This window comes from Pseudomonas sp. NPDC012596 (assembly GCF_042902325.1).
Taxonomy (GTDB): Bacteria; Pseudomonadota; Gammaproteobacteria; order Pseudomonadales; family Pseudomonadaceae; genus Aquipseudomonas.
In genome coordinates this window covers 54,180-70,988 of sequence record NZ_JBIBEB010000010.1, presented here as the reverse complement: position 1 = coordinate 70,988, position 16,809 = coordinate 54,180, and the positions used below count along the sequence as shown (strand labels likewise).

General features: G+C 62.8%; 21 protein-coding genes. 5 read left to right on the top strand and 16 right to left on the bottom strand.

Annotation, left to right across the window (positions count from 1 at the left end; all coding sequences use genetic code 11):
- Positions 1–11 precede the first annotated feature (11 nt).
- The gene (locus ACFY68_RS14035; RefSeq protein ID WP_387528167.1) at positions 12–1,064 is read left to right on the top strand and encodes a DUF1615 domain-containing protein; all 1,053 of its coding nucleotides are present in this window, start codon (positions 12–14) and stop codon (positions 1,062–1,064) included.
- Between the two features lie 125 nt (positions 1,065–1,189).
- Here ACFY68_RS14035 and ACFY68_RS14030 read toward each other — a convergent pair whose 3' ends face one another.
- From ACFY68_RS14030 to ACFY68_RS13990, 9 genes are all read right to left on the bottom strand, one after another.
- Entirely contained in the window at positions 1,190–2,059 is an 870-nt protein-coding gene (locus ACFY68_RS14030) for a metal ABC transporter substrate-binding protein (protein ID WP_387528164.1), read from the bottom strand.
- A complete protein-coding gene (locus ACFY68_RS14025; protein ID WP_346612970.1) occupies positions 2,056–2,955 on the bottom strand; it encodes a metal ABC transporter permease in 900 nt (299 codons plus the stop codon). The genes ACFY68_RS14030 and ACFY68_RS14025 overlap by 4 nt, the downstream gene beginning before the upstream one ends.
- Entirely contained in the window at positions 2,955–3,701 is a 747-nt protein-coding gene (locus tag ACFY68_RS14020) for a metal ABC transporter ATP-binding protein (RefSeq protein WP_387528160.1), read from the bottom strand. The genes ACFY68_RS14025 and ACFY68_RS14020 overlap by 1 nt, the downstream gene beginning before the upstream one ends.
- Positions 3,698–4,600 (bottom strand): metal ABC transporter substrate-binding protein, encoded by a 903-nt coding sequence (locus tag ACFY68_RS14015; protein ID WP_387528158.1) that lies wholly within the window; start codon positions 4,598–4,600, stop codon positions 3,698–3,700. The genes ACFY68_RS14020 and ACFY68_RS14015 overlap by 4 nt, the downstream gene beginning before the upstream one ends.
- Before the next feature lie 17 nt (positions 4,601–4,617).
- On the bottom strand, positions 4,618–5,187 hold the full coding sequence (locus ACFY68_RS14010) for a DUF6162 family protein (protein WP_387528439.1): 570 nt from the start codon (positions 5,185–5,187) through the stop codon (positions 4,618–4,620).
- Positions 5,188–5,198: 11 nt separating this feature from the next.
- Positions 5,199–5,519, bottom strand: coding sequence for a hypothetical protein (locus ACFY68_RS14005; RefSeq protein ID WP_387528155.1), 321 nt, complete (start codon positions 5,517–5,519; stop codon positions 5,199–5,201).
- The gene (locus ACFY68_RS14000) at positions 5,516–6,055 is read right to left on the bottom strand and encodes a thiamine pyrophosphate-binding protein (protein WP_387528152.1); all 540 of its coding nucleotides are present in this window, start codon (positions 6,053–6,055) and stop codon (positions 5,516–5,518) included. The genes ACFY68_RS14005 and ACFY68_RS14000 overlap by 4 nt, the downstream gene beginning before the upstream one ends.
- Entirely contained in the window at positions 6,052–7,245 is a 1,194-nt protein-coding gene (locus tag ACFY68_RS13995; protein WP_387528149.1) for a PepSY-associated TM helix domain-containing protein, read from the bottom strand. Before ACFY68_RS13995 ends, ACFY68_RS14000 begins: the two co-directional genes overlap by 4 nt.
- 176 nt (positions 7,246–7,421) lie before the next feature.
- Entirely contained in the window at positions 7,422–8,756 is a 1,335-nt protein-coding gene (locus ACFY68_RS13990; protein ID WP_387528147.1) for a lysine N(6)-hydroxylase/L-ornithine N(5)-oxygenase family protein, read from the bottom strand.
- A 200-nt stretch (positions 8,757–8,956) separates the two neighbouring features.
- On the opposite strand from ACFY68_RS13990, the gene ACFY68_RS13985 reads away from it, so the two are divergent.
- Positions 8,957–9,406 carry a hypothetical protein gene (locus ACFY68_RS13985; RefSeq protein WP_387528145.1) on the top strand — a complete coding sequence of 150 codons (450 nt, stop codon included), beginning with the start codon at positions 8,957–8,959 and terminating at the stop codon, positions 9,404–9,406.
- A 47-nt stretch (positions 9,407–9,453) separates the two neighbouring features.
- Here the strand turns inward: ACFY68_RS13985 and pbpG are convergent, their stop codons facing one another.
- From pbpG to ACFY68_RS13970, 3 genes are all read right to left on the bottom strand, one after another.
- Positions 9,454–10,380: a D-alanyl-D-alanine endopeptidase gene (gene pbpG / locus ACFY68_RS13980; protein WP_387528142.1), complete on the bottom strand. Its 927-nt coding sequence runs from the start codon at positions 10,378–10,380 to the stop codon at positions 9,454–9,456.
- Positions 10,381–10,622: 242 nt separating this feature from the next.
- The gene (locus ACFY68_RS13975) at positions 10,623–10,805 is read right to left on the bottom strand and encodes a hypothetical protein (RefSeq protein ID WP_387528139.1); all 183 of its coding nucleotides are present in this window, start codon (positions 10,803–10,805) and stop codon (positions 10,623–10,625) included.
- Positions 10,806–10,899: 94 nt separating this feature from the next.
- Entirely contained in the window at positions 10,900–11,235 is a 336-nt protein-coding gene (locus tag ACFY68_RS13970; RefSeq protein ID WP_387528136.1) for a hypothetical protein, read from the bottom strand.
- 161 nt (positions 11,236–11,396) lie between these two features.
- Between ACFY68_RS13970 and ACFY68_RS13965 the strand changes: the two genes are divergently transcribed.
- Complete coding sequence (locus ACFY68_RS13965) at positions 11,397–12,218, top strand: shikimate 5-dehydrogenase (RefSeq protein WP_387528133.1); 822 nt, start codon at positions 11,397–11,399, stop codon at positions 12,216–12,218.
- 100 nt (positions 12,219–12,318) lie between these two features.
- On the opposite strand, the gene ACFY68_RS13960 is transcribed toward ACFY68_RS13965, so the two are convergent.
- From ACFY68_RS13960 to ACFY68_RS13950, 3 genes are all read right to left on the bottom strand, one after another.
- A complete protein-coding gene (locus tag ACFY68_RS13960; protein ID WP_387528131.1) occupies positions 12,319–12,561 on the bottom strand; it encodes a hypothetical protein in 243 nt (80 codons plus the stop codon).
- A 109-nt stretch (positions 12,562–12,670) separates the two neighbouring features.
- Entirely contained in the window at positions 12,671–13,198 is a 528-nt protein-coding gene (gene gloA / locus ACFY68_RS13955) for a lactoylglutathione lyase (protein ID WP_387528128.1), read from the bottom strand.
- A 221-nt stretch (positions 13,199–13,419) separates the two neighbouring features.
- On the bottom strand, positions 13,420–13,779 hold the full coding sequence (locus tag ACFY68_RS13950) for a histone-like nucleoid-structuring protein, MvaT/MvaU family (protein ID WP_387528125.1): 360 nt from the start codon (positions 13,777–13,779) through the stop codon (positions 13,420–13,422).
- Positions 13,780–14,134: 355 nt separating this feature from the next.
- On the opposite strand from ACFY68_RS13950, the gene ACFY68_RS13945 reads away from it, so the two are divergent.
- A complete protein-coding gene (locus ACFY68_RS13945) occupies positions 14,135–15,424 on the top strand; it encodes an OprD family porin (RefSeq protein WP_387528122.1) in 1,290 nt (429 codons plus the stop codon).
- A 65-nt stretch (positions 15,425–15,489) separates the two neighbouring features.
- On the top strand, positions 15,490–16,236 hold the full coding sequence (cobF, locus tag ACFY68_RS13940) for a precorrin-6A synthase (deacetylating) (protein ID WP_387528119.1): 747 nt from the start codon (positions 15,490–15,492) through the stop codon (positions 16,234–16,236).
- Between the two features lie 52 nt (positions 16,237–16,288).
- Here cobF and ACFY68_RS13935 read toward each other — a convergent pair whose 3' ends face one another.
- Positions 16,289–16,639: a response regulator gene (locus tag ACFY68_RS13935; protein WP_387528116.1), complete on the bottom strand. Its 351-nt coding sequence runs from the start codon at positions 16,637–16,639 to the stop codon at positions 16,289–16,291.
- Positions 16,640–16,809: the final 170 nt, after the last annotated feature.

The window sequence follows — 16,809 nt, the reverse complement described above, 5'->3', positions numbered from 1 at the left end:
CAGCGGGGCTGATGGCCCTGGCGCTGCTGCAGGGCTGCGCCGGGCGGCGCGAGGAAGAGCCCGAAGCCGACCCTGCCAAGGTGCGCGCCCAGCTCATGCGCTTGCTGCCCCCCCAGGCCAAGGACCGCGAAGGCTGGGCCAAGGATATCCAGGTGGCGTTCCAAGCCCAGCGCATCGCGCCGAGCAAGAGCAACCTGTGCGCGGTGCTGGCGGTGACCGAACAGGAGTCGACCTTCAATGCCGACCCGCAGGTGCCAAACCTGGGGCGCATCGCACGTGCAGAAATCGACCGCCGTGCAGCCAGCCTGCATATTCCGGGCTTGCTGGTCGACGGCGCGTTGAAGACACCGTCGGGCAATGGCAAGACCTACCAGCAGCGGCTGCTCGCGGTGCGCAGTGAGCGGCAGCTGAGTGCCCTGTACGACGAGTTCATCGCCGGCCTGCCGCTGGGCAAGACGTTGCTCGGCGGCCTCAACCCGGTGCACACCGGTGGCCCGATGCAGGTCAGTGTCGAGTTTGCCGAGCAGCACGCCAAGGATTATCCGTACACCTACGACGGCACGATTCGCCAGGAAGTCTTCAGTCGGCGAGGCGGTATGTACTTCGGCATCGGCCATTTGCTCGGCTACCCCGCCCACTACGATCACCAGCTTTATCGCTTTGCCGATTTCAACGCGGGTTGGTACGCCAGCCGCAATGCGGCGTTTCAAGCTGCCTTGAGCTCGGTGACAGGGGTGGCGTTGGCACTGGATGGCGACCTGATTGCCCCGGGCGCGATCATGCCAGGTACCACCGAGCAGGCGGCGCGCAAGCTGGGTGCGAAGCTGGGGCTGCGCAACCCGCAGATCCGCAGCCAGCTGGCGCTGGGCGACAGCCTGGCGTTCGAGGACAGCAAGCTGTACAGCGGGGTGTTTGCGCTGGCTGATGCCGCGGCGGGCAAGCCGGTGGCGCGGGCGAGGCTGCCGGGGATCGAATTGAAGAGCCCGAAGATTACCCGCAAGCTGACCACGGCGTGGTTTGCAGGGCGGGTGGATGAGCGGTATCAGCGGTGCATGAAGCGTTAGATCTGCTGTGCCAGTGCCGGCCCTTTCGCGGGGCAAGCCCGCTCCCACAGAGTGTGCGCAGCTTCAAGCCTTGCATGTACTTGTGGGAGCGGGCTTGCCCCGCGAAAGGGCCAGACCAGGCAGCATCATCCTTTGCTCAGTGCCCCGACCACCTGATCGACACTGGCCTTGAGCCCGCCCACCGCATCTTCGGGGTCGCTTTCGACCACCAGCAGTTTGGCCCCGCTAGCCTTGATCACCTCGGCCACCTGCGCATCCGGTTGCCGGTGGTCCAGCACCAGCGCCACGTCCTGCTCCTTGAGGTTCTCGGCCAGCGCCTTGAGCGCCGCGTCATCCCATTTGCCGTCGGCCGGCAGCGCCTGCTCCACCACATCCAGGTTCAGGCCGCTGGCCAGGTAACCCAGCCGCTCGGACAGGCTGACCACGGTCAGGTTGTCAGCCTTGGCCAACTGGGTCTGGCTGTTGGCTGTCAGCTCCAGCAACTGGCGCTTGAGCCCCGCCAGGTTGCCCTGGATCTTCGCCTTGTCGGCAGGCGCCAGGCGCTCCAGGTCATTGGCCAATACGTCGGCCATGCGCCCCAGGTTGGTCGGGTTCAGCCAGGGGTAGGCGCCGTAGGCGTCGTCGCCACTCACCGCGATACCCGGCAGGGCGCCGTCAACCGGCCGCGCGGCATCGATCTCGACGATGCGGATATTGCTGCGCCGGGCCATCGGGTACAGCGGGTCGTCGCGCCAGATCGAGCGCACACCGATCACCGCATCCGCCTGTTGCGCAGCTTTGGCCAGGCCTTCACCGCCACGGCTGCTGAAGTAGGAAGGCTGGCGGCTGGCCGGCAGGTTGGCCGGGGCGGCGCGTTTGAGTTGCACCGAGGTGCCGTCGAGCAAGGCGCTGGCCAGGCTGTGGGTGACCGGCAGGGTGGTGAGCACTTGCGTGGCAGATGAGAGCGCAGGCAGGCCGGCCAGGGCCAGTGCCAAAGTCAACTGTTTCAGGTTCATGCCGGGTTTCCTTGCAGGCGTGGGACGAGGGCGCGGGCGAGGGCTGCGAGGGCGAAGCAGATACCGGCGACCAGGATGATCGCCGCGCCCGAGGGCACTGGCAGGTCGAAGACGATCGGCAGCAGGATGCCCAGCAGCGTGCTCAGTGTGGCAATCAGCACCGAGATGAAGAAGAAGCCCTTGAGCGACTGGCTGACCAGGCGCGCGGCTGCCGCCGGGATCACCAGCAGCGCACCGACCAGGATCGCCCCGATCACCTTCACTGACGCAACCGTGACCAGCGTTACCAGCACCACGAAAAGGTAGTCCAGAGTCTTCACCGCCACGCCACGTACTGCCGCCAATTGCGGGTTGAAGCTGGCCAGGATGATGCGGTTATACAGTGGCAGGGCCAGCGCCAGTACCAGGGTTGCAACCACCCCAAGCACCACCAGGTCGTGGGCGCTGACGGTCAGTACCGAGCCGAACAGCACGTTCTCGAGGATATGCACGTTGATCTTGCCGGCCAGCATCAGCAAAAGGCTCGCACCCAGCGCCAACGACACCGACAAAAATACCCCGATCAGCGTGTCGGGCGACAGCCCGGTGCGGTTGCGCAGGAAGTTCAGCAAGATGCCGAACAGCAGGCAGTAGCCGAACAGACTGCCATAGGGGCCGGTGTAGGGTTCGCCAAGCAGGATGCCGATGGCCACGCCGGTCAGGGCGGCATGGCCGACCGCTTCGGAGAAGAAGGCAAAGCGCTTGACCACCACCAGGGTGCCGAGGCCACCCAGTACCGGCCCGATCATCAGCCCAGCGACCAGTGCGTTGATCACGAAACCGTAGGCCAGCGCCTCCGGCAGGAAGCCAGCGCTGGCCCATTCCTGGACCAGTTGGCGAAATGCTTCATAGCTCATCAGGCGACGCTCTCGCTGCGCGGGTGGACGGAGAACAGGCTCAGCAGCCGCTCCGGGGTCAGGGCTTGTGCCGGTGGGGCGTCGAACAACACTTGGCGGCTCAGGCCGGTGACCCGGTCAGCCAGGCGCAGCACCGCCTGCAGGTCGTGTTCGATCCACAGCACGGTGGTGCCGGCCTGGCGCCAGCTTTGCAGCAACTGTTCGAACACCTGAATGCCGGCTTCGTCCAGCGCCGACATGGGTTCGTCGAGCACCAGCAACTGCGGTTCGGGGATCAGGCCCTGGGCCAGCAGCACACGCTGGCGCTCGCCGCCCGACAGCGCGCCCATGCGCCGTTTGCGCTTGTCGAGCATGCCCACCCGTGCCAGCGCCGCATCGATGGCCGGCTGCACGCGGCGCGACAGGCCGAGGAAGGCCGGCCGCCGCTGGCACATCGCGGCCATGAAGTCGTCGACGGTCATCGGCAGGCCACGGTCGAACTCCAGCGCCTGCGGCACGTAACCGATCACCTGCTGCTCACCCGGCCAGTGCAGGGTCAGCTGGCCCTGGTGGGGCATCTGGCCGAGCAGGGTCTTGATCAGCGAACTCTTGCCGCCGCCGTTGGGCCCGACGATGGCGTGCACGCTGCCAGCGGTGACGCTGAAAGCGACCTGTTCGAGGATGCGTGTGCGGCCGAGTGTCAGCTCGATGCCGGCGAACTCGATGCGTGGCCCGCCGTGTACCTGGAGATTGGCGGCAGCGGTCATGCGCGGTTCTCCTGGATGGCGCGTACCACAGTGTCGAGGTTGCGCTTCATTTCCACTTCGTATTTTTCCTGGGTGTATTCGCCGTAGGAAATGTGCGTAAGCGGGTACAGGCGCACGCCCGACTCGCGCTGAATGGTCTCGACATAGGCCGACGGGAAGTCCATCTCCGAGAAGATCACCTTGACGTCCAGCGCCTTGAGCTGGTCGATGGTTTTCTTCAGTTGCGCCGGGCTCGGCTCGATGCCGTGGGCAGGCTCGACCACGGCAGTGACTTCCAGGCCAAAGTCGCGCACCAGGTAGTCGTAGGCGGCGTGAATGGTGGCAACGCGGAAGTTGGCGCCCGGGGCCTCGGTGACCTTGGCCAGCGCCTCGGCGCGTAAGGTGCGCAGGCGCTTGGCGTAGGCGCGGGCGTTCTGGGTGTAGAACTTGGCGTTGTCGGGGTCGAGCTTGCCAAGTTCGCGGGCGATGTTGTTGACCTGGGCGATGGTGGTGCTGATCGACAGGAAGGTATGCGGGTTGACCACCTTGCCCGCACCGCGGGCAGCGATGCCGGTGGCTGCCAGCAACGGTACGTTCTGGTTCGCTTCGATGGTCTTGATGTCTGGCTTTTCGCTGGCGGCGATCATGCGGTCGGCGAAATCGTCATGGCCTACACCGTTGAGCACCACCACATCCAGGCTGCCGATGCGCTTGATGTCCTCAGCCCGTGGCTCATAGGCATGCGGGTTGAAGCCTGCTGGAATCAGCGGCACCACCTCGGCCTTGTCACCGACGATGTTGCTCACGTAGCTGTAATACGGGTGCAGAGTGATGCCGATGCGCAGGGGCTTGCCGGTGTCGGCCAGGGCCAGGGCCGGCAGGGCCAAGGCCAGGAGCAGGGCGAATGCAGAGCGGAACATGGGGAAATTCCTTGGGTTCAGTGACGGTGTTCGCGGGTGACACCAGCGTCGTAATGGCTGACCACTTGCTGCCAGCCGGCGGCGATCAGCGCGGCCTGGCCGAGGTCGTCCGGCACCACGGCGGCGCTGTCGCGGCGCAGCCAGACATCGGCCGGGCCGTTGCTGTCGCCCGGCAAAATCAGCAGGAAGCTGCCTGCCACCTGTGGCGCCTGGCTGCGGCCCAGATAAGCGCCGGCCTGCAGCCATTGCCACTGGTGGCTGCCACGGCTCTGGCTACCCGCGTCCATCACGAACGGTGGCAGGCCTTCTTCGGCCAAGGCTTCTATGCCAGGGGCCGCAGCGGTTTCTTCGCGCAGCAGTTGGACCTCATCGAACGCTACCAGCAGGTCGGTGTAGATGCCTTGCTCGGCGGCCGTCAGGTCGCGGCGGGCGTCGATCTGGTGGCTGGCGATGGCTTGCTCGTCTTCGCGCTCACCCCGCAGCAGCACCACCGTGGCGGCGACGATCACGATCAGCAGGCTGACCAGCAGCACATACAGGGTTTCATGCCCGGCACCGGCGGGGCGCACCACCTGGGTGCGGCTCAGGGTCGGGCCGCTCATGGTTGCGCGATGTCGGCGTAGTCGACTTCCACCACGTGGCCGGGGCCGGCGTCGAACAGCACGTAGAACTCCCCGTCCGGGCGCTTGAAGGTAAGCGTCGAATCCTCGCCGAGCTTGCCGCCGACGAGTACCTGCTCGTCGTAGCCGATCACGTCCAGGGTCACCCCCGGTGCGCCGCTGCCGTCGGAAAAGCCGCCGGTGCATTTCACCTGGCCGGCGTCGACCGCTTCACATTCGCACATCGGGTTGTGGGCCAGAGCAGGGCCAGCGGCCAGTACCAGCAAGGGCAGGGCGAGCCTGCGTATCAGGTGTTTCATGGTTTGCCTCCTTGTTTCTCGAGCCAGGCCACGGTGGCCGGCGAAGCCTTGGCTAGCGGGACCGCCGCCTGGTGCATGCTGCCGTCCCAGCCTTCGATGGTGACCCACACCTGCGCGTCGGGCCTGGTGCGTGGTGGTACCGGCAGGTTGGTGCCCATGCGGTACGGCGCGCCGAAGAAGATGGTGCCGGCTGCACGCAGGCTGCGGGGTTTGCCGATGCGCAGGTAGACGGCCTTCACCTCATTAGTGCAGGCCTTGCACAACGCAGCGTTGAAGGCTTTGAAATGGCCTGCCGGGCCGTCGGCGCGGGGCGCCTCGTCACGCAATTCGGCAAGGTCGAGGCTGTAGGGGCCGACCTGGATATCGCTGATCTGGTTCACGCCCAGCCCGGCATCGCCGCGGAACATTCTGGCGTCGGCGAAGTACTTGGGCATGAAGCCCAGCGGGATGAGGATCAGCAGGATGTTCAGGTGGAAGCGCCACTTCAGCCAGAACTGTTTCAACGGGGTGGCGGGTAGGGCTCGGGCCTGGCTCATGGTTGAATCTCCGCGGTGATGTCGCTGGCCCGCGCGCGGGGTGCCCGTTCGCTGCGCTTGAGCGCAGCAGCGGTGGCCTGTGCGGTGCGTTTGGTCCAGATCAGCAGGCCGCTCAAGACCATCAGCGTCAGAACCAGGCCGAAGAAGAACCACACCAGCTTGATCGCAAGGCCGCCGAAGTCTCCGGTGTGCAAAGGCCGCATCGATTCGGTGACGAACTCCAGGGCGCTGCGGTCGCCGAGCAGGAACTGGCTGTCGACGACGCGGGTGTAGGGGTTGATCGCGGCGCTTTGGAACATCAGCGGGTACCAGCCGCGCCCACCCAAGTCGATGTGACTGTAGGCGGTGGCAGGCAGCGAGACGAAGCTGATGTCCAGGCCCGGAATGGCCAGGCCGGCGATGCGCGCCGCCTCGTCCAGGTCGATGCGTGGCGCGGGGCTGCCGTCGTTGGTCTGCGGCACCTGCTCACGGGCAATCACCGGTACCACCGGTTCGCTGGAAATGGTGATGTGATTGTCGCCGAGGATGGCCTGGATCAGGAACCATATGCCGGTTATCGAAATGACCGCGATGAACCAGATGGACCAGACGCCGGCCAGGCGATGCAGGTCGCCCCAGAAGATGCGCGAACCATGGCCGGTGCGCACGGGTTTGAAAAAGCCTTTCCAGAACTTCTTGTACACCACCAGGCCGGTGACCAGCGATGCCAGCATCGGCAAACCAAGCAGCGACACCAGGTACCAGCCCCAGCTGTACCCGTTGGTGAATGGCACCAACCACCAGCCATGCAGGGCACGAGTGAAGGCTTCGAAGTTGAAGTCAGGCATCTTGCCCTGGATCGCCCCGGTGTACGGGTTGACGTAGAGCGTCGGGGTGGTGCCATCGGCGAGGGTTACGCGTGCATTGAGGGCGAAATGCGCCCCGTCCGGCTGGCTCAGCGAGCGCACGGACATGTCGGGTTCGGCCTTGTTCAGAGCGTCCAGTACTTGCTGGAAACTCAGGCGTTCGGCGCTGTCGGCAGGCTTGCTGGCACGCACATCGGGGTTGGCCAGCCAGACGATTTCCTGACTCACCACGGCAAGCATCCCGGTGAAGCAGACGATCAGGACGAAAAACCAGATCGGCAGGGCGAGCCAGCTGTGGACCAGGAACCACAGCTTGGACTTGGATTTTTTCGGTGATTTGGCCATCAGTCGGTCTTCTGAAAATGAGGGTCGAGCTTATGCCCAACCACTGGGGCTGCATTTATAAAGACGAATGAGAATGGAAATCCTGCCGATTTAAATGCAAGCAAATGTTTCGGAAAGCACAAAGCCGGCAGGTGACCGAGGCACCGTGCCGGCTTTTGCGGGGCTACGCGGGGGGATCAGGCGCTGGTCAGGGCGGCCACGGGTTGCGCTTTGCCTTGTTGACGAGCCAGGTCGTGGTACAGGGCCTGGCCGATTTCGGCTGCACGCGATGGCAGCACCGACAGCAGGGTATCGCTCAGGCCATGGCTGTTTTCGCAGAACCCTTGCAGGTAAACCGAGGCTTGCAGGTCCTGGCTCGCTAGCACCCGGTAGTTGCGGTCGACGGCAAAGTCTTCCAGGTAGCCTGCCAGCGGAGCGAGCAGGTCGCGGTGCGAACGGCGTTCGTAGCCGGTTGCAAGAATGATCGCGTCGTAACGGTGAGTCAGCTGTTGGCCGGTGGCCAGGTCGCGCAGGGTCAGCTCGATGCCCTCGCGGGTGGCGACTACAGCCTCCACGTGCCGACGGCACAGCACATTGTGGCGGAACTGATGGGACACCTTCTGGCGGTAGAGGATGCCGTAAATGCGCTCGATCAGGTCCAGGTCGACCACCGAGTAGTTGGTGTTGTGGTATTCACCCAGCAGCTTGGCGCGCTGGTCAGCGGGTTCGTTGTAGACCAGGTCGGTGTAGTCCGGCGAGAAGATCTCGTTGACGAATGGGCTGTCGTCAGCAGGTTTGAGCGCGGACCCGCGCAGCACCATGTCGACCTTCACCGACGGGTAGCTGTCGTTGAGGTCGATGAATGCTTCGGCGGCACTCTGGCCGGAGCCGATCACGGCAATACGCATCGGCTTGCCTTCGGCACACGGCAGTTTGTTGAGGCTGCTCAAATACTGCGAGTGGTGAAAGACCCGAGGGTCATCCTTGAACGCACCGAACTTTTCCGGAATTTTCGGCGTGCCGCCGCTGCCGACCACAACCGAGCGGGTGCGTCGGCTGTATTCGCGGCCTTGTACATCGCGCGATACCAGGCGCAGATGCTCGACCCGGCCGGCTTTGACTTCCGGCTCGATACGCAGCACCTCTTCGCCATAGACCGCCTGGGTGGCGAAATGCTCGGCAGCCCAGCGCAGATAGTCGTTGTACTCCAGGCGGCAGGGATAGAAGGTACCGAGGTTGATGAAGTCGGCCAGGCGTTGCTTCTGATGCAGGTAATTGACGAAGCTGTAGGGGCTGGTGGGGTTGCGCAGCGAGACCAGGTCCTTGAGGAAGGAGATCTGCAGCTCACTCTGGGTGGCCAGGGTTTCGCCGTGCCAGCGGTATTCCTTCTGCTTGTCAATGAACAGTGCGTCGAGGGCATGGCCTTGGGTCTGCGCGAGCTCTTCCAGGGCGATGGCCAAGGCCAGGTTGGACGGGCCGAAGCCCACGCCGATCAGATCCTTGATGGTTTCCGTGTTTGAAGACTGGCTCATGGCTGCGATTCCATAATGGTCGAATGTGTGCGCCCGCCGGTGCTCCGGCTCCTGCGCGAGTACATTGGTTGGAACGAGCCACGTGGTGGGGAATTTACTGAGGCGCCGCGCAGGCGAGGACCTGGGGGGCCTAAAGAATTGCGCAGCCCTGCCGATAGTGGGGTCAACGCAAGGACCTATTTGAAGGCAGGGGCTCGAACATGACAGGCATCTCAGCGGTCACCATCAACTCGGCATCGGTGCAGGCTGCAAGTACGGCCCAGGCTGCCAGCGGTAGTGAAACCGAAAAAACCGATGACGCACAGAAGAGCGGCGCTCAGGCCGCGTCAACGGAAACCTCGAAGGCTCAGGGCGGCGGCGGCGCGCAAGGGGCGCAGCAAAGCGACGAGAGTTCGGAGCCCGCACACATCAAGCAACTGCGCGAGATGATCAAGAAGCTGCAGAAGCAGCTGGCCGATGAACAGAAGCAACTGGCCAATCTGATGGCGCAGAAGATGGACGAGACGGCCAAGTTGGCCGCAGTGACTGGCAAGCAGGCGAGTATTGCCACGATCAATGGCGAGATCATGACTGCCACGGCACAACTGCTCGAAGCGTTGCAGACGACCGGCGGCAGCAGTGCAGGCGGGATGGTCAGCACGCAGGCGTAAGGGGGTGCATGGGCCATTCGCGACTAACCGCGAATGGCCCGCAGCCGTTACTCCGAAGCCAACCGGCCTTTGGTCTGCCGGTCCGACTTGTACTGCATGGCCACTGCAGGTGCCGGCTTGGCTGCGCCGGTTTCCAGCCATTGGCGCATGCGGCTGGCATCGGCAAAGTGGGTGTACTTGCCGAAGGCGTCAAGGATCACCATGGCCACCGGGCGATTATCCATGCGGGTCAGCAGTACCAGGCAATGGCCGGCCTCATTGGTAAAGCCGGTCTTGGTCAGCTTGATGTCCCAATTACTCTTGTTCACCAGGTGGTCGGTATTGCGGAAGCCCAGCGTGTAGTTGGGCTTGCGGAACGCCACGGTTTTTTCGCGGGTGGTCGACAGCTCGCTCAGCATCGGGTACTTGCGCGATGCCATCAGCAGCTTGGCGAGGTCGCGGGCGCTGGAAACGTTCTGCGTCGACAGGCCGGTCGGCTCCACGTAACGGGTATGCGCCATGCCCAGGCTGCGGGCCTTCGCATTCATCGCCTTGATGAACGCTGGGTAACCACCGGGGTAGTGGTTGGCCAGCGTGGTGGCGGCGCGGTTTTCCGACGACATCAAGGTGATCAGCAGGGTTTCGCGGCGGTTCAGCTCACTGCCCAGGCGCACGCGCGAGTAGACGCCTTTCATGTCCGGGTTGTTGGCGATGGTCATGGTGAGCATCTCATCCATGGGCAGCTTGGCGTCCAGCACCACCATCGCCGTCATCAGTTTGGTCACCGAGGCGATCGGCACCACGCGGTCGGCGTGGCTCGAATACAGTTCCTGGTTGGTGTTCAGGTCGATCAGCAGGGCGCTGCCGGAAGCCAGATGCAGCTTGGAAGGGTCACGTTGAACCTGGGCAGGGGGTTGTGCAGCAGCGGTCGACGGGAGGGTCGCGGTACCTGTGAGCAACAGCAGCAGGCTGAGGATGGACAGGGATGTTTTCACGTTGAGGCTCACTAAAAGTTGGTATGTCGTTGGCTGTGCAAGGGTTTTCCCCCAAAAAACGCTCGCATTGTGGAGTATGGCTGAACGGCTGTCGATTGCTCGTTACACCACCCCATCGATATGAAAAAAGCTTCATGCTGTAACGGTTTTGCCGCATCCGTTCGTCGGTTTGTCCGGGCAAAAAAAGACCCGCCAAGAGGCGGGTCAGAACAGGCGTAGGGAGCAACGCACAACAAATTCGGTCAAGCGATCAGGCAGTCGGCCTTGAGCTGTTCGGCAAGGGCCTGGGCAGAGGCGCGAGTGGCCAGTGGGCCGCTCACTGGTTCGCCATTGCTAACCAGGTACCAGCAAGCCAGCAGGCCCTTTTCACGCAGGGTAGAAGGGACGGCGCTGCCGACAACGGACATGATATGGATAGTGGCCATGTGGACCTCCTGTAAAACATGGCCCTACCTTACGCAGCAGCCGGTCCGGTTTGAAATCAACTTGCTCAATAGTGCTCATTAGCTTTATCAACAGTTACCAGCGTGGCGGGCCGTAGTACACCGGTGGCGGGCCATAGGTGCGGTAGGCCGGCGGCGGCGGAGCGGGCACGTAATAGGGCTGGTAGTACACCGGCGGCGGTGGTGCCTGCACGTATATCGGGGGTGGCGGATAGTAAGCGGGCTGGCGCTCGACATATACGGTACGGTCGTGGCCGCCGGAAACCGTCGCCCCGACCACTGCCCCAACCACAGCAGCACCCAGCAGGGGGCCTGGGCCATACCAGCCACCGCCGCCACCGTGGGCGGATGCTTGCCCACTGATGGCCAGGGCACCGACCAGCAGGGCGATTCCAGGGATAAGACGGTTCATGTGACTACCTCGTGATAAAGCCCCGCGCTTGGGGCCTTATTACTATGACTCTGGAGTCTGTCAGCTGAGCGCAGGGAAACGGTAAAGGTTGTGTAAGGGACGACCAGTGGCGGCCTCTGTTAGGCTGAATAATCGTTTCAGTTACGAATAAGGAGCAGGTTATGACGGTAACTCCCAGCAGAGACACGCTACTGTGCATTTCCCTGGCCGGCAGGCCGGGTACCTTCGGGGTGCGCTTTCATAATCATCTCTACCAGCAGTTGGGCCTGGATTATTACTACAAGGCGATGAGCACCTCGGACTTGCCCGCTGCTGTGGCGGGCATCCGGGCGCTGGGCATTCGGGGGTGCGGGGTCTCGATGCCGTACAAGGAGGCCTGCCTGGCGTTGGTCGATGAGGTTGACCCGTCAGCCGCAGCCATCGAATCGGTCAACACGCTGGTCAATTGCGACGGCCACCTCAAGGCCTATAACACCGACTACCTTGCGGTGCGGCAACTGCTCGAGCAGCATCGTGTCGACCCGCACACTGCCTTTGCCCTGCGCGGCAGTGGCGGCATGGCCAAGGCGGTTGCCAGCGCGCTGCGCGATGCGGGGTTCAAGGAGGGACTCATCGTGGCGCGCAACGAGCAGGCCGGGCGGCAACTGGCGGATGTGTGTGGTTATCGCTGGGTGGCTGAGCTGGGTGATCGTTGCCCGCCAATGTTGGTGAACGTGACGCCAATTGGCATGTCTGGCGGCCCGCAAGCGCAGGAGCTGGCCTTCAGCGAGGCCGCCATAGCAGCAGCCGAACGGGTGTTCGATGTGGTGGCGATGCCGGCCCTGACGCCTCTGATTCGCCGGGCCCAGGCGTTGGGCAAGCCGGTGATCACCGGCTTGGAGGTAATTGCACTTCAGGCGCTGGAGCAGTTTGTGTTGTACACCGGGGTGCGACCGACGCCGGAGCAGGTTGAAGCTGCCGTGGCTTACGCGCGGGATATCTAGGTCGCCTGCGCCAGTCTCTTCGCGGGGCAAGCCCGCTGGGGTTCCCACTTCCTGTGGGAGCGGGCTTGCCCCGCGAAGAGGCCAGTACCGCCAGTGCCCCTCAGAACGCTTTATGCCCTTCGTCCAGCCGTTGATCCACCAAGGCCCTGCCATGCGCCAAGGACACATGCTGAGCGTGCTCAAGGTCTGAGAAGAACTTCATCGGCATCGACAATCGCTTGCTGGTATGCCCTTCAGGGTCGGTGATAAGGCAACCGGCCGCATAGGGCAGAGGAGAGTCGGGGTGAGGCATCACGCTGGCGGTGATGGTGTGGTCGCGGTATTCACAGTGAAGAGATTGCATCGTCCTTACCTCGCTGTGGCTAGTGAAGCGCTTACCTTCATATACCACAGCAAGGGGCCGGGAGTTCCCGGCCCGACGAGCGCGAGCCGACGAGGCTCGCAACGCGTACTCAGCCTTTGAGTTCGGTTGGCTGGATCACTTCGACCCAGTAACCGTCCGGGTCCTTGACGAACGCCAGGTGGTTCATGCGGCCATCGGCCAGGCGCTTCTGGAACGGTACATCCAGTGCCTCGAAGCGTGCACAGGCAACGCGCACATCCGGCACCGAAATGCAGATGTGGCCAAAGCCGCGTGGGTCGGTGTTGCCGTTGTGGTAGGCGAACTCCGGGTCGTTCTCGGTGCCGTGGTTGTGGGTCAGCTCCAGCACGCCAGGGATAGATTTCATCCACTGGTGGCGTGCGGCGTCATCGGCAGGGATTTGCGCCGGGTCGACCAGCGCCAGGAAGTACAGGCTGAAGGCCGCTTCCGGGAAGTCACGTTTATCGACGAGGCGGAAGCCCAGCACGCGGGTGTAGAAATCCAACGATTTCTCGATGTCCTTGACCCGCAGCATGGTGTGGTTGAAGACGAAGTTGGCGGTAGCGGCGTCAGGCTGTGCGGTGACACCTGGCAGGGTTTGCAGATCGTGCAGGCTCATGGGTACTCCAGAGACGAGGCTGGCAGCGGGGCCAGCGGAACAGACAGGGGGCCATGATACGGCAGTGAAGCGATTGCGCAAATGAAAGCGCCCTGCACAAGGCAGGGCGCTGGAAGAGAGGCCCGCATGTGCGGGCGCGTGATGGGGTCGCTAGTCCTTTAGCTGTCTCGATACTGAGCCAGCCCTTGTGAAAAAAGTGTGAAGCAAGTGTTGACGTTTCATCAGCGTAGCCAACTTTCCACCGTGCCGGCGCCATACTGTTCTTTCCACGCCTTGAGGCCTCGGTGGTTACCACCTTTGGTCTCGATCAGCTCGCCGGTGTGCGGGTTTTCATACACTTTCACCACGCGCGGACGGCGTTGCTGTTTGGGGGCGCTGGCTGCGCCGCGGGTCACGGCCTTAGGGTCGAGGATGGCGATGATATCGCGCAGACCTTTGTCATAGCTTTTCATCAGGCCGACTAGTTTCTGCTCGAATTCGATTTCGCGTTTTAGGCCGGCATCCTTTTTCAGCGCCTCCAGTTGAGCCATCTGTTCCTGGAGCGCTTTTTCGGCAGCACGAAACTCTGCAAGTCTGGACACTGTAATCACTCCTGTACGTCATCCGTGGCAGGCGCGACGAACATTGAAGAGAATTAACGCCGGCCACGCGGGTGGGTAAAACTGTTCGCTGATATCGAGTGTAGACATTAGTAGCAGTTGGGTAAACCGCAAACTTTTCCAAGTAAGACGGGAACTTTACAAGTTTTCCGAGCGGTGGCTTCGAGCGTTTCTCGCTGCCCACTCCAGTGCCTGTAGACCATGGTCCAATGGTGCATTCCAGAGCTTGTGCGCGATCATTTCAGATGATGGTCGAATGCTCTTCGGCCGCGTCGCATCAGCGTGGCACAGCGTTGCCGCGTATTGTTTTTTCGCCTGACTTTGGATCTTCCCTCGCATGTTTGCCCCCCTTCCTCTCGCCCCCGGGCGCCGTGTTGCCGGCCTGTTGCTGTTGTGTGCTGGCGCGCCTGCCCAGGCCGCCGGTTTTCTAGAAGACAGCAGTGCCAAGGTTGAAGCGCGCAATGTCTATTTCAACCGGGACTTCCGTGACGGCCACAGCAGTTCCAGCCAGGGTGCGTCCAAGCGCGAAGAATGGGCGCAAGGTTTCATTCTCAATGTCCAGTCAGGTTATACCCAAGGCCCGGTAGGCGTTGGCGTGGATGCGCTGGGCATGTTCGGTTTCAAGCTCGACTCCAGCCCGGCGGACAGTAACAGCGGCTTGCTGCCGTCTACAGGTCATGACCCACGGCACTCTGCCGACCAGTATGCGAAGATGGGCCTGGCAGCCAAGGTCAAGGTGTCCAACACCGTGCTCAAGTACGGTTCGATGATGCCGGATGTGCCGCTATTGAAATACAACGATGGCCGCCTGTTGCCGACTATGTTCCACGGCGCCATGCTCACATCCGAAGAACTCCATGACCTGAAGTTCACCCTGGCCCGCCTGAACAAATACACCGCGCGTGATTCCACTGATCGCCAGGACATTCGCGTGCATTGCAAGAACAAGCGTTATGCCTGCGATATCGAAGCCGACCACTTCGATTTGGCCGGCCTGGATTACCGCTTCAATGACCGGCTCAGCGCCCAGTACCAGGTGGCCAAGCTGGAAAACATCTACCGCCAGCACTTTCTTGGCCTGGTGGCCAGCCAGCCGCTCGCGCTCGGGAGCCTTTCGGCCGACCTGCGCCTGATCAAAAGTGACGACATCGGCAGCGCCCGCGCCGGCGAAATCGACCATCGCGCCTTCAGCGGCATGCTCGGCTACAGCCTGGGCGGGCACAAGATCAGCGCCGGCTGGCAACGCATGTATGGCGAAAGTGCCATGCCGTACCTCGATGGCAGCAACCCGTACCTGGTCAACTATGCGCAGGTCAACGACTTCGCCGCCGCCCAGGAGCGCTCCTGGCAGCTGCGTTACGACTACGACTTCAAGGCCCTCGGCGTGCCCGGCCTGACGTTCTTCACCCGCTATATCAACGGCGACCACATCAAGGTCCCGGGCAGTAACGCCGAAGGCAAGGAGTGGGAACGCGATACCGAGTTCAAGTACCAGGTGCAAACCGGCACCTTCAAGGATGTCAGCGTGCGCCTGCGTAATTCCACGTACCGCAGCAACTATGAGAAGTGGGCACGCGACATGGATGAAACGCGGGTGATCGTCAGCTACAACTTCTCGATCTTCTAAGCGCGCTTTGCCAAACACCCGTAGCCGGCCGACAATGGCGGCTGGTTATTGTCCAGGGCGCTGTGATGAAAGACCTGTTGCTGATCGGTATCGGCCCGGGCGACCCTCGCCAGGTTACCTATGAGGCGGTCGAGGCGCTGCGCCGCGCCACGCTGTTCTTCGTGCTCGACAAGGGTACTGACAAGGACGAACTGGTGCGGCTGCGCAAGGCCATCCTGGAACGCTACCGGCCCGAAGGCGGCTATCGCCTGGTGCAGGTAGCGGACCCGCAGCGCGAGGGCGAGGCCAGTGATTATGTGGCGTCGGTTGAGGATTGGCACCGTCAGCGTGCCGCGCTGTATGCCCGGCTGATCACAGATGAAATGGGCAGCGGCGACATTGGCGCCTTTCTGCTCTGGGGCGAGCCGGGCCTGTATGACAGTACCTTGCGCGTCCTGCAACGGGTGCGCGAACGCGGCCTGTCGCTGCGTTTGCAGGTGATCCCCGGCATCAGCAGTGTTCAGGCGCTAGCGGCGCGCCATCAGGTGCCGCTCAACCGCATCGGCGAACCGTTGGTCGTGATGCCAGGGCGCCGCCTGGCGGAGCAGGGCGGCCTGGACAATGTGGTGGTGATGCTCGATGGGCAGTGCGCGTTTGCCGCGCTCGATGACCCTGGGCTGGTGATCTACTGGGGGGCTTACTTGGGCACGGACGACGAGGTGCTGATTGCCGGGCCATTGCAGGTGGTCAAGGCACGAATCCTTGAAGTGCGGGAGGAGGCGAGGGCGCGCAAGGGGTGGATCATGGATACTTACCTGTTGCGGCGAGAATAGAGCTGCGTGGGCCCTTCGCGGGCTTGCCCGCGAAGAATCCACTGCTGACTTTTCAGGCCTCGCCCAAAATGGCGACCACCTTGTCACGCAGCTGATCAATGCTGAACGGCTTGCCAATCATGTGCATGCCCTCCGGCACGTTGAGGCTTTCGGCGTAACCGCTGGCAAACAGCACCGGCAACACCGGCCGCAGTGCACGGGCCTTGGCGGCCAGCTCTTCGCCGCGCATGTCCGGCAGGCCCACGTCAGTCATCAGCAGCGCCAGCGGCTGTTGCGGGTCTTCAAGGATTTTGAGCGCGGCACTGGCGCAGTCCGCCTCGATCGCCGCATAGCCCAGTTCGTCGAGCACTTCGACCATCAGCATACGGACGATGTCGTCATCTTCGACTACCAAGAGGTGCATTGTTTGATCCTGTACCAGAAGAATGTCTTTATTCTGTGCGCCGGGTGGCGGCAGAAGTTCCCTGAGGATACCGATCGTTGCAATTGGAGGGAACGATTGGCCAACGCAGTCTTCAAATACTGGCTAAATGCCCTGCCTCAGCCGCTAAAGCTGGTTAGAATCGCTGATAA

Excerpts from the sequence above, each read along its gene's own strand:
- ACFY68_RS14035 (WP_387528167.1), top strand. The coding sequence starts at position 12 with ATGGCCCTGGCGCTGCTGCAGGGCTGCGCCGGGCGGCGCGAGGAAGAG.
- ACFY68_RS13960 (WP_387528131.1), bottom strand. The coding sequence starts at position 12,561 with ATGCAATCTCTTCACTGTGAATACCGCGACCACACCATCACCGCCAGC.
- ACFY68_RS14000 (WP_387528152.1), bottom strand. The coding sequence starts at position 6,055 with ATGAGCCAGGCCCGAGCCCTACCCGCCACCCCGTTGAAACAGTTCTGG.
- ACFY68_RS14020 (WP_387528160.1), bottom strand. The coding sequence starts at position 3,701 with ATGACCGCTGCCGCCAATCTCCAGGTACACGGCGGGCCACGCATCGAG.
- ACFY68_RS13990 (WP_387528147.1), bottom strand. The coding sequence starts at position 8,756 with ATGAGCCAGTCTTCAAACACGGAAACCATCAAGGATCTGATCGGCGTG.
- ACFY68_RS13965 (WP_387528133.1), top strand. The coding sequence starts at position 11,397 with ATGACGGTAACTCCCAGCAGAGACACGCTACTGTGCATTTCCCTGGCC.
- ACFY68_RS13970 (WP_387528136.1), bottom strand. The coding sequence starts at position 11,235 with ATGAACCGTCTTATCCCTGGAATCGCCCTGCTGGTCGGTGCCCTGGCC.
- cobF (WP_387528119.1), top strand. The coding sequence starts at position 15,490 with ATGAAAGACCTGTTGCTGATCGGTATCGGCCCGGGCGACCCTCGCCAG.
- ACFY68_RS13935 (WP_387528116.1), bottom strand. The coding sequence starts at position 16,639 with ATGCACCTCTTGGTAGTCGAAGATGACGACATCGTCCGTATGCTGATG.
- ACFY68_RS13975 (WP_387528139.1), bottom strand. The coding sequence starts at position 10,805 with ATGGCCACTATCCATATCATGTCCGTTGTCGGCAGCGCCGTCCCTTCT.
- ACFY68_RS14015 (WP_387528158.1), bottom strand. The coding sequence starts at position 4,600 with ATGTTCCGCTCTGCATTCGCCCTGCTCCTGGCCTTGGCCCTGCCGGCC.
- gloA (WP_387528128.1), bottom strand. The coding sequence starts at position 13,198 with ATGAGCCTGCACGATCTGCAAACCCTGCCAGGTGTCACCGCACAGCCT.
- ACFY68_RS13985 (WP_387528145.1), top strand. The coding sequence starts at position 8,957 with ATGACAGGCATCTCAGCGGTCACCATCAACTCGGCATCGGTGCAGGCT.
- ACFY68_RS13995 (WP_387528149.1), bottom strand. The coding sequence starts at position 7,245 with ATGGCCAAATCACCGAAAAAATCCAAGTCCAAGCTGTGGTTCCTGGTC.
- ACFY68_RS13945 (WP_387528122.1), top strand. The coding sequence starts at position 14,135 with ATGTTTGCCCCCCTTCCTCTCGCCCCCGGGCGCCGTGTTGCCGGCCTG.
- ACFY68_RS14030 (WP_387528164.1), bottom strand. The coding sequence starts at position 2,059 with ATGAACCTGAAACAGTTGACTTTGGCACTGGCCCTGGCCGGCCTGCCT.
- ACFY68_RS14005 (WP_387528155.1), bottom strand. The coding sequence starts at position 5,519 with ATGAAACACCTGATACGCAGGCTCGCCCTGCCCTTGCTGGTACTGGCC.
- ACFY68_RS14025 (WP_346612970.1), bottom strand. The coding sequence starts at position 2,955 with ATGAGCTATGAAGCATTTCGCCAACTGGTCCAGGAATGGGCCAGCGCT.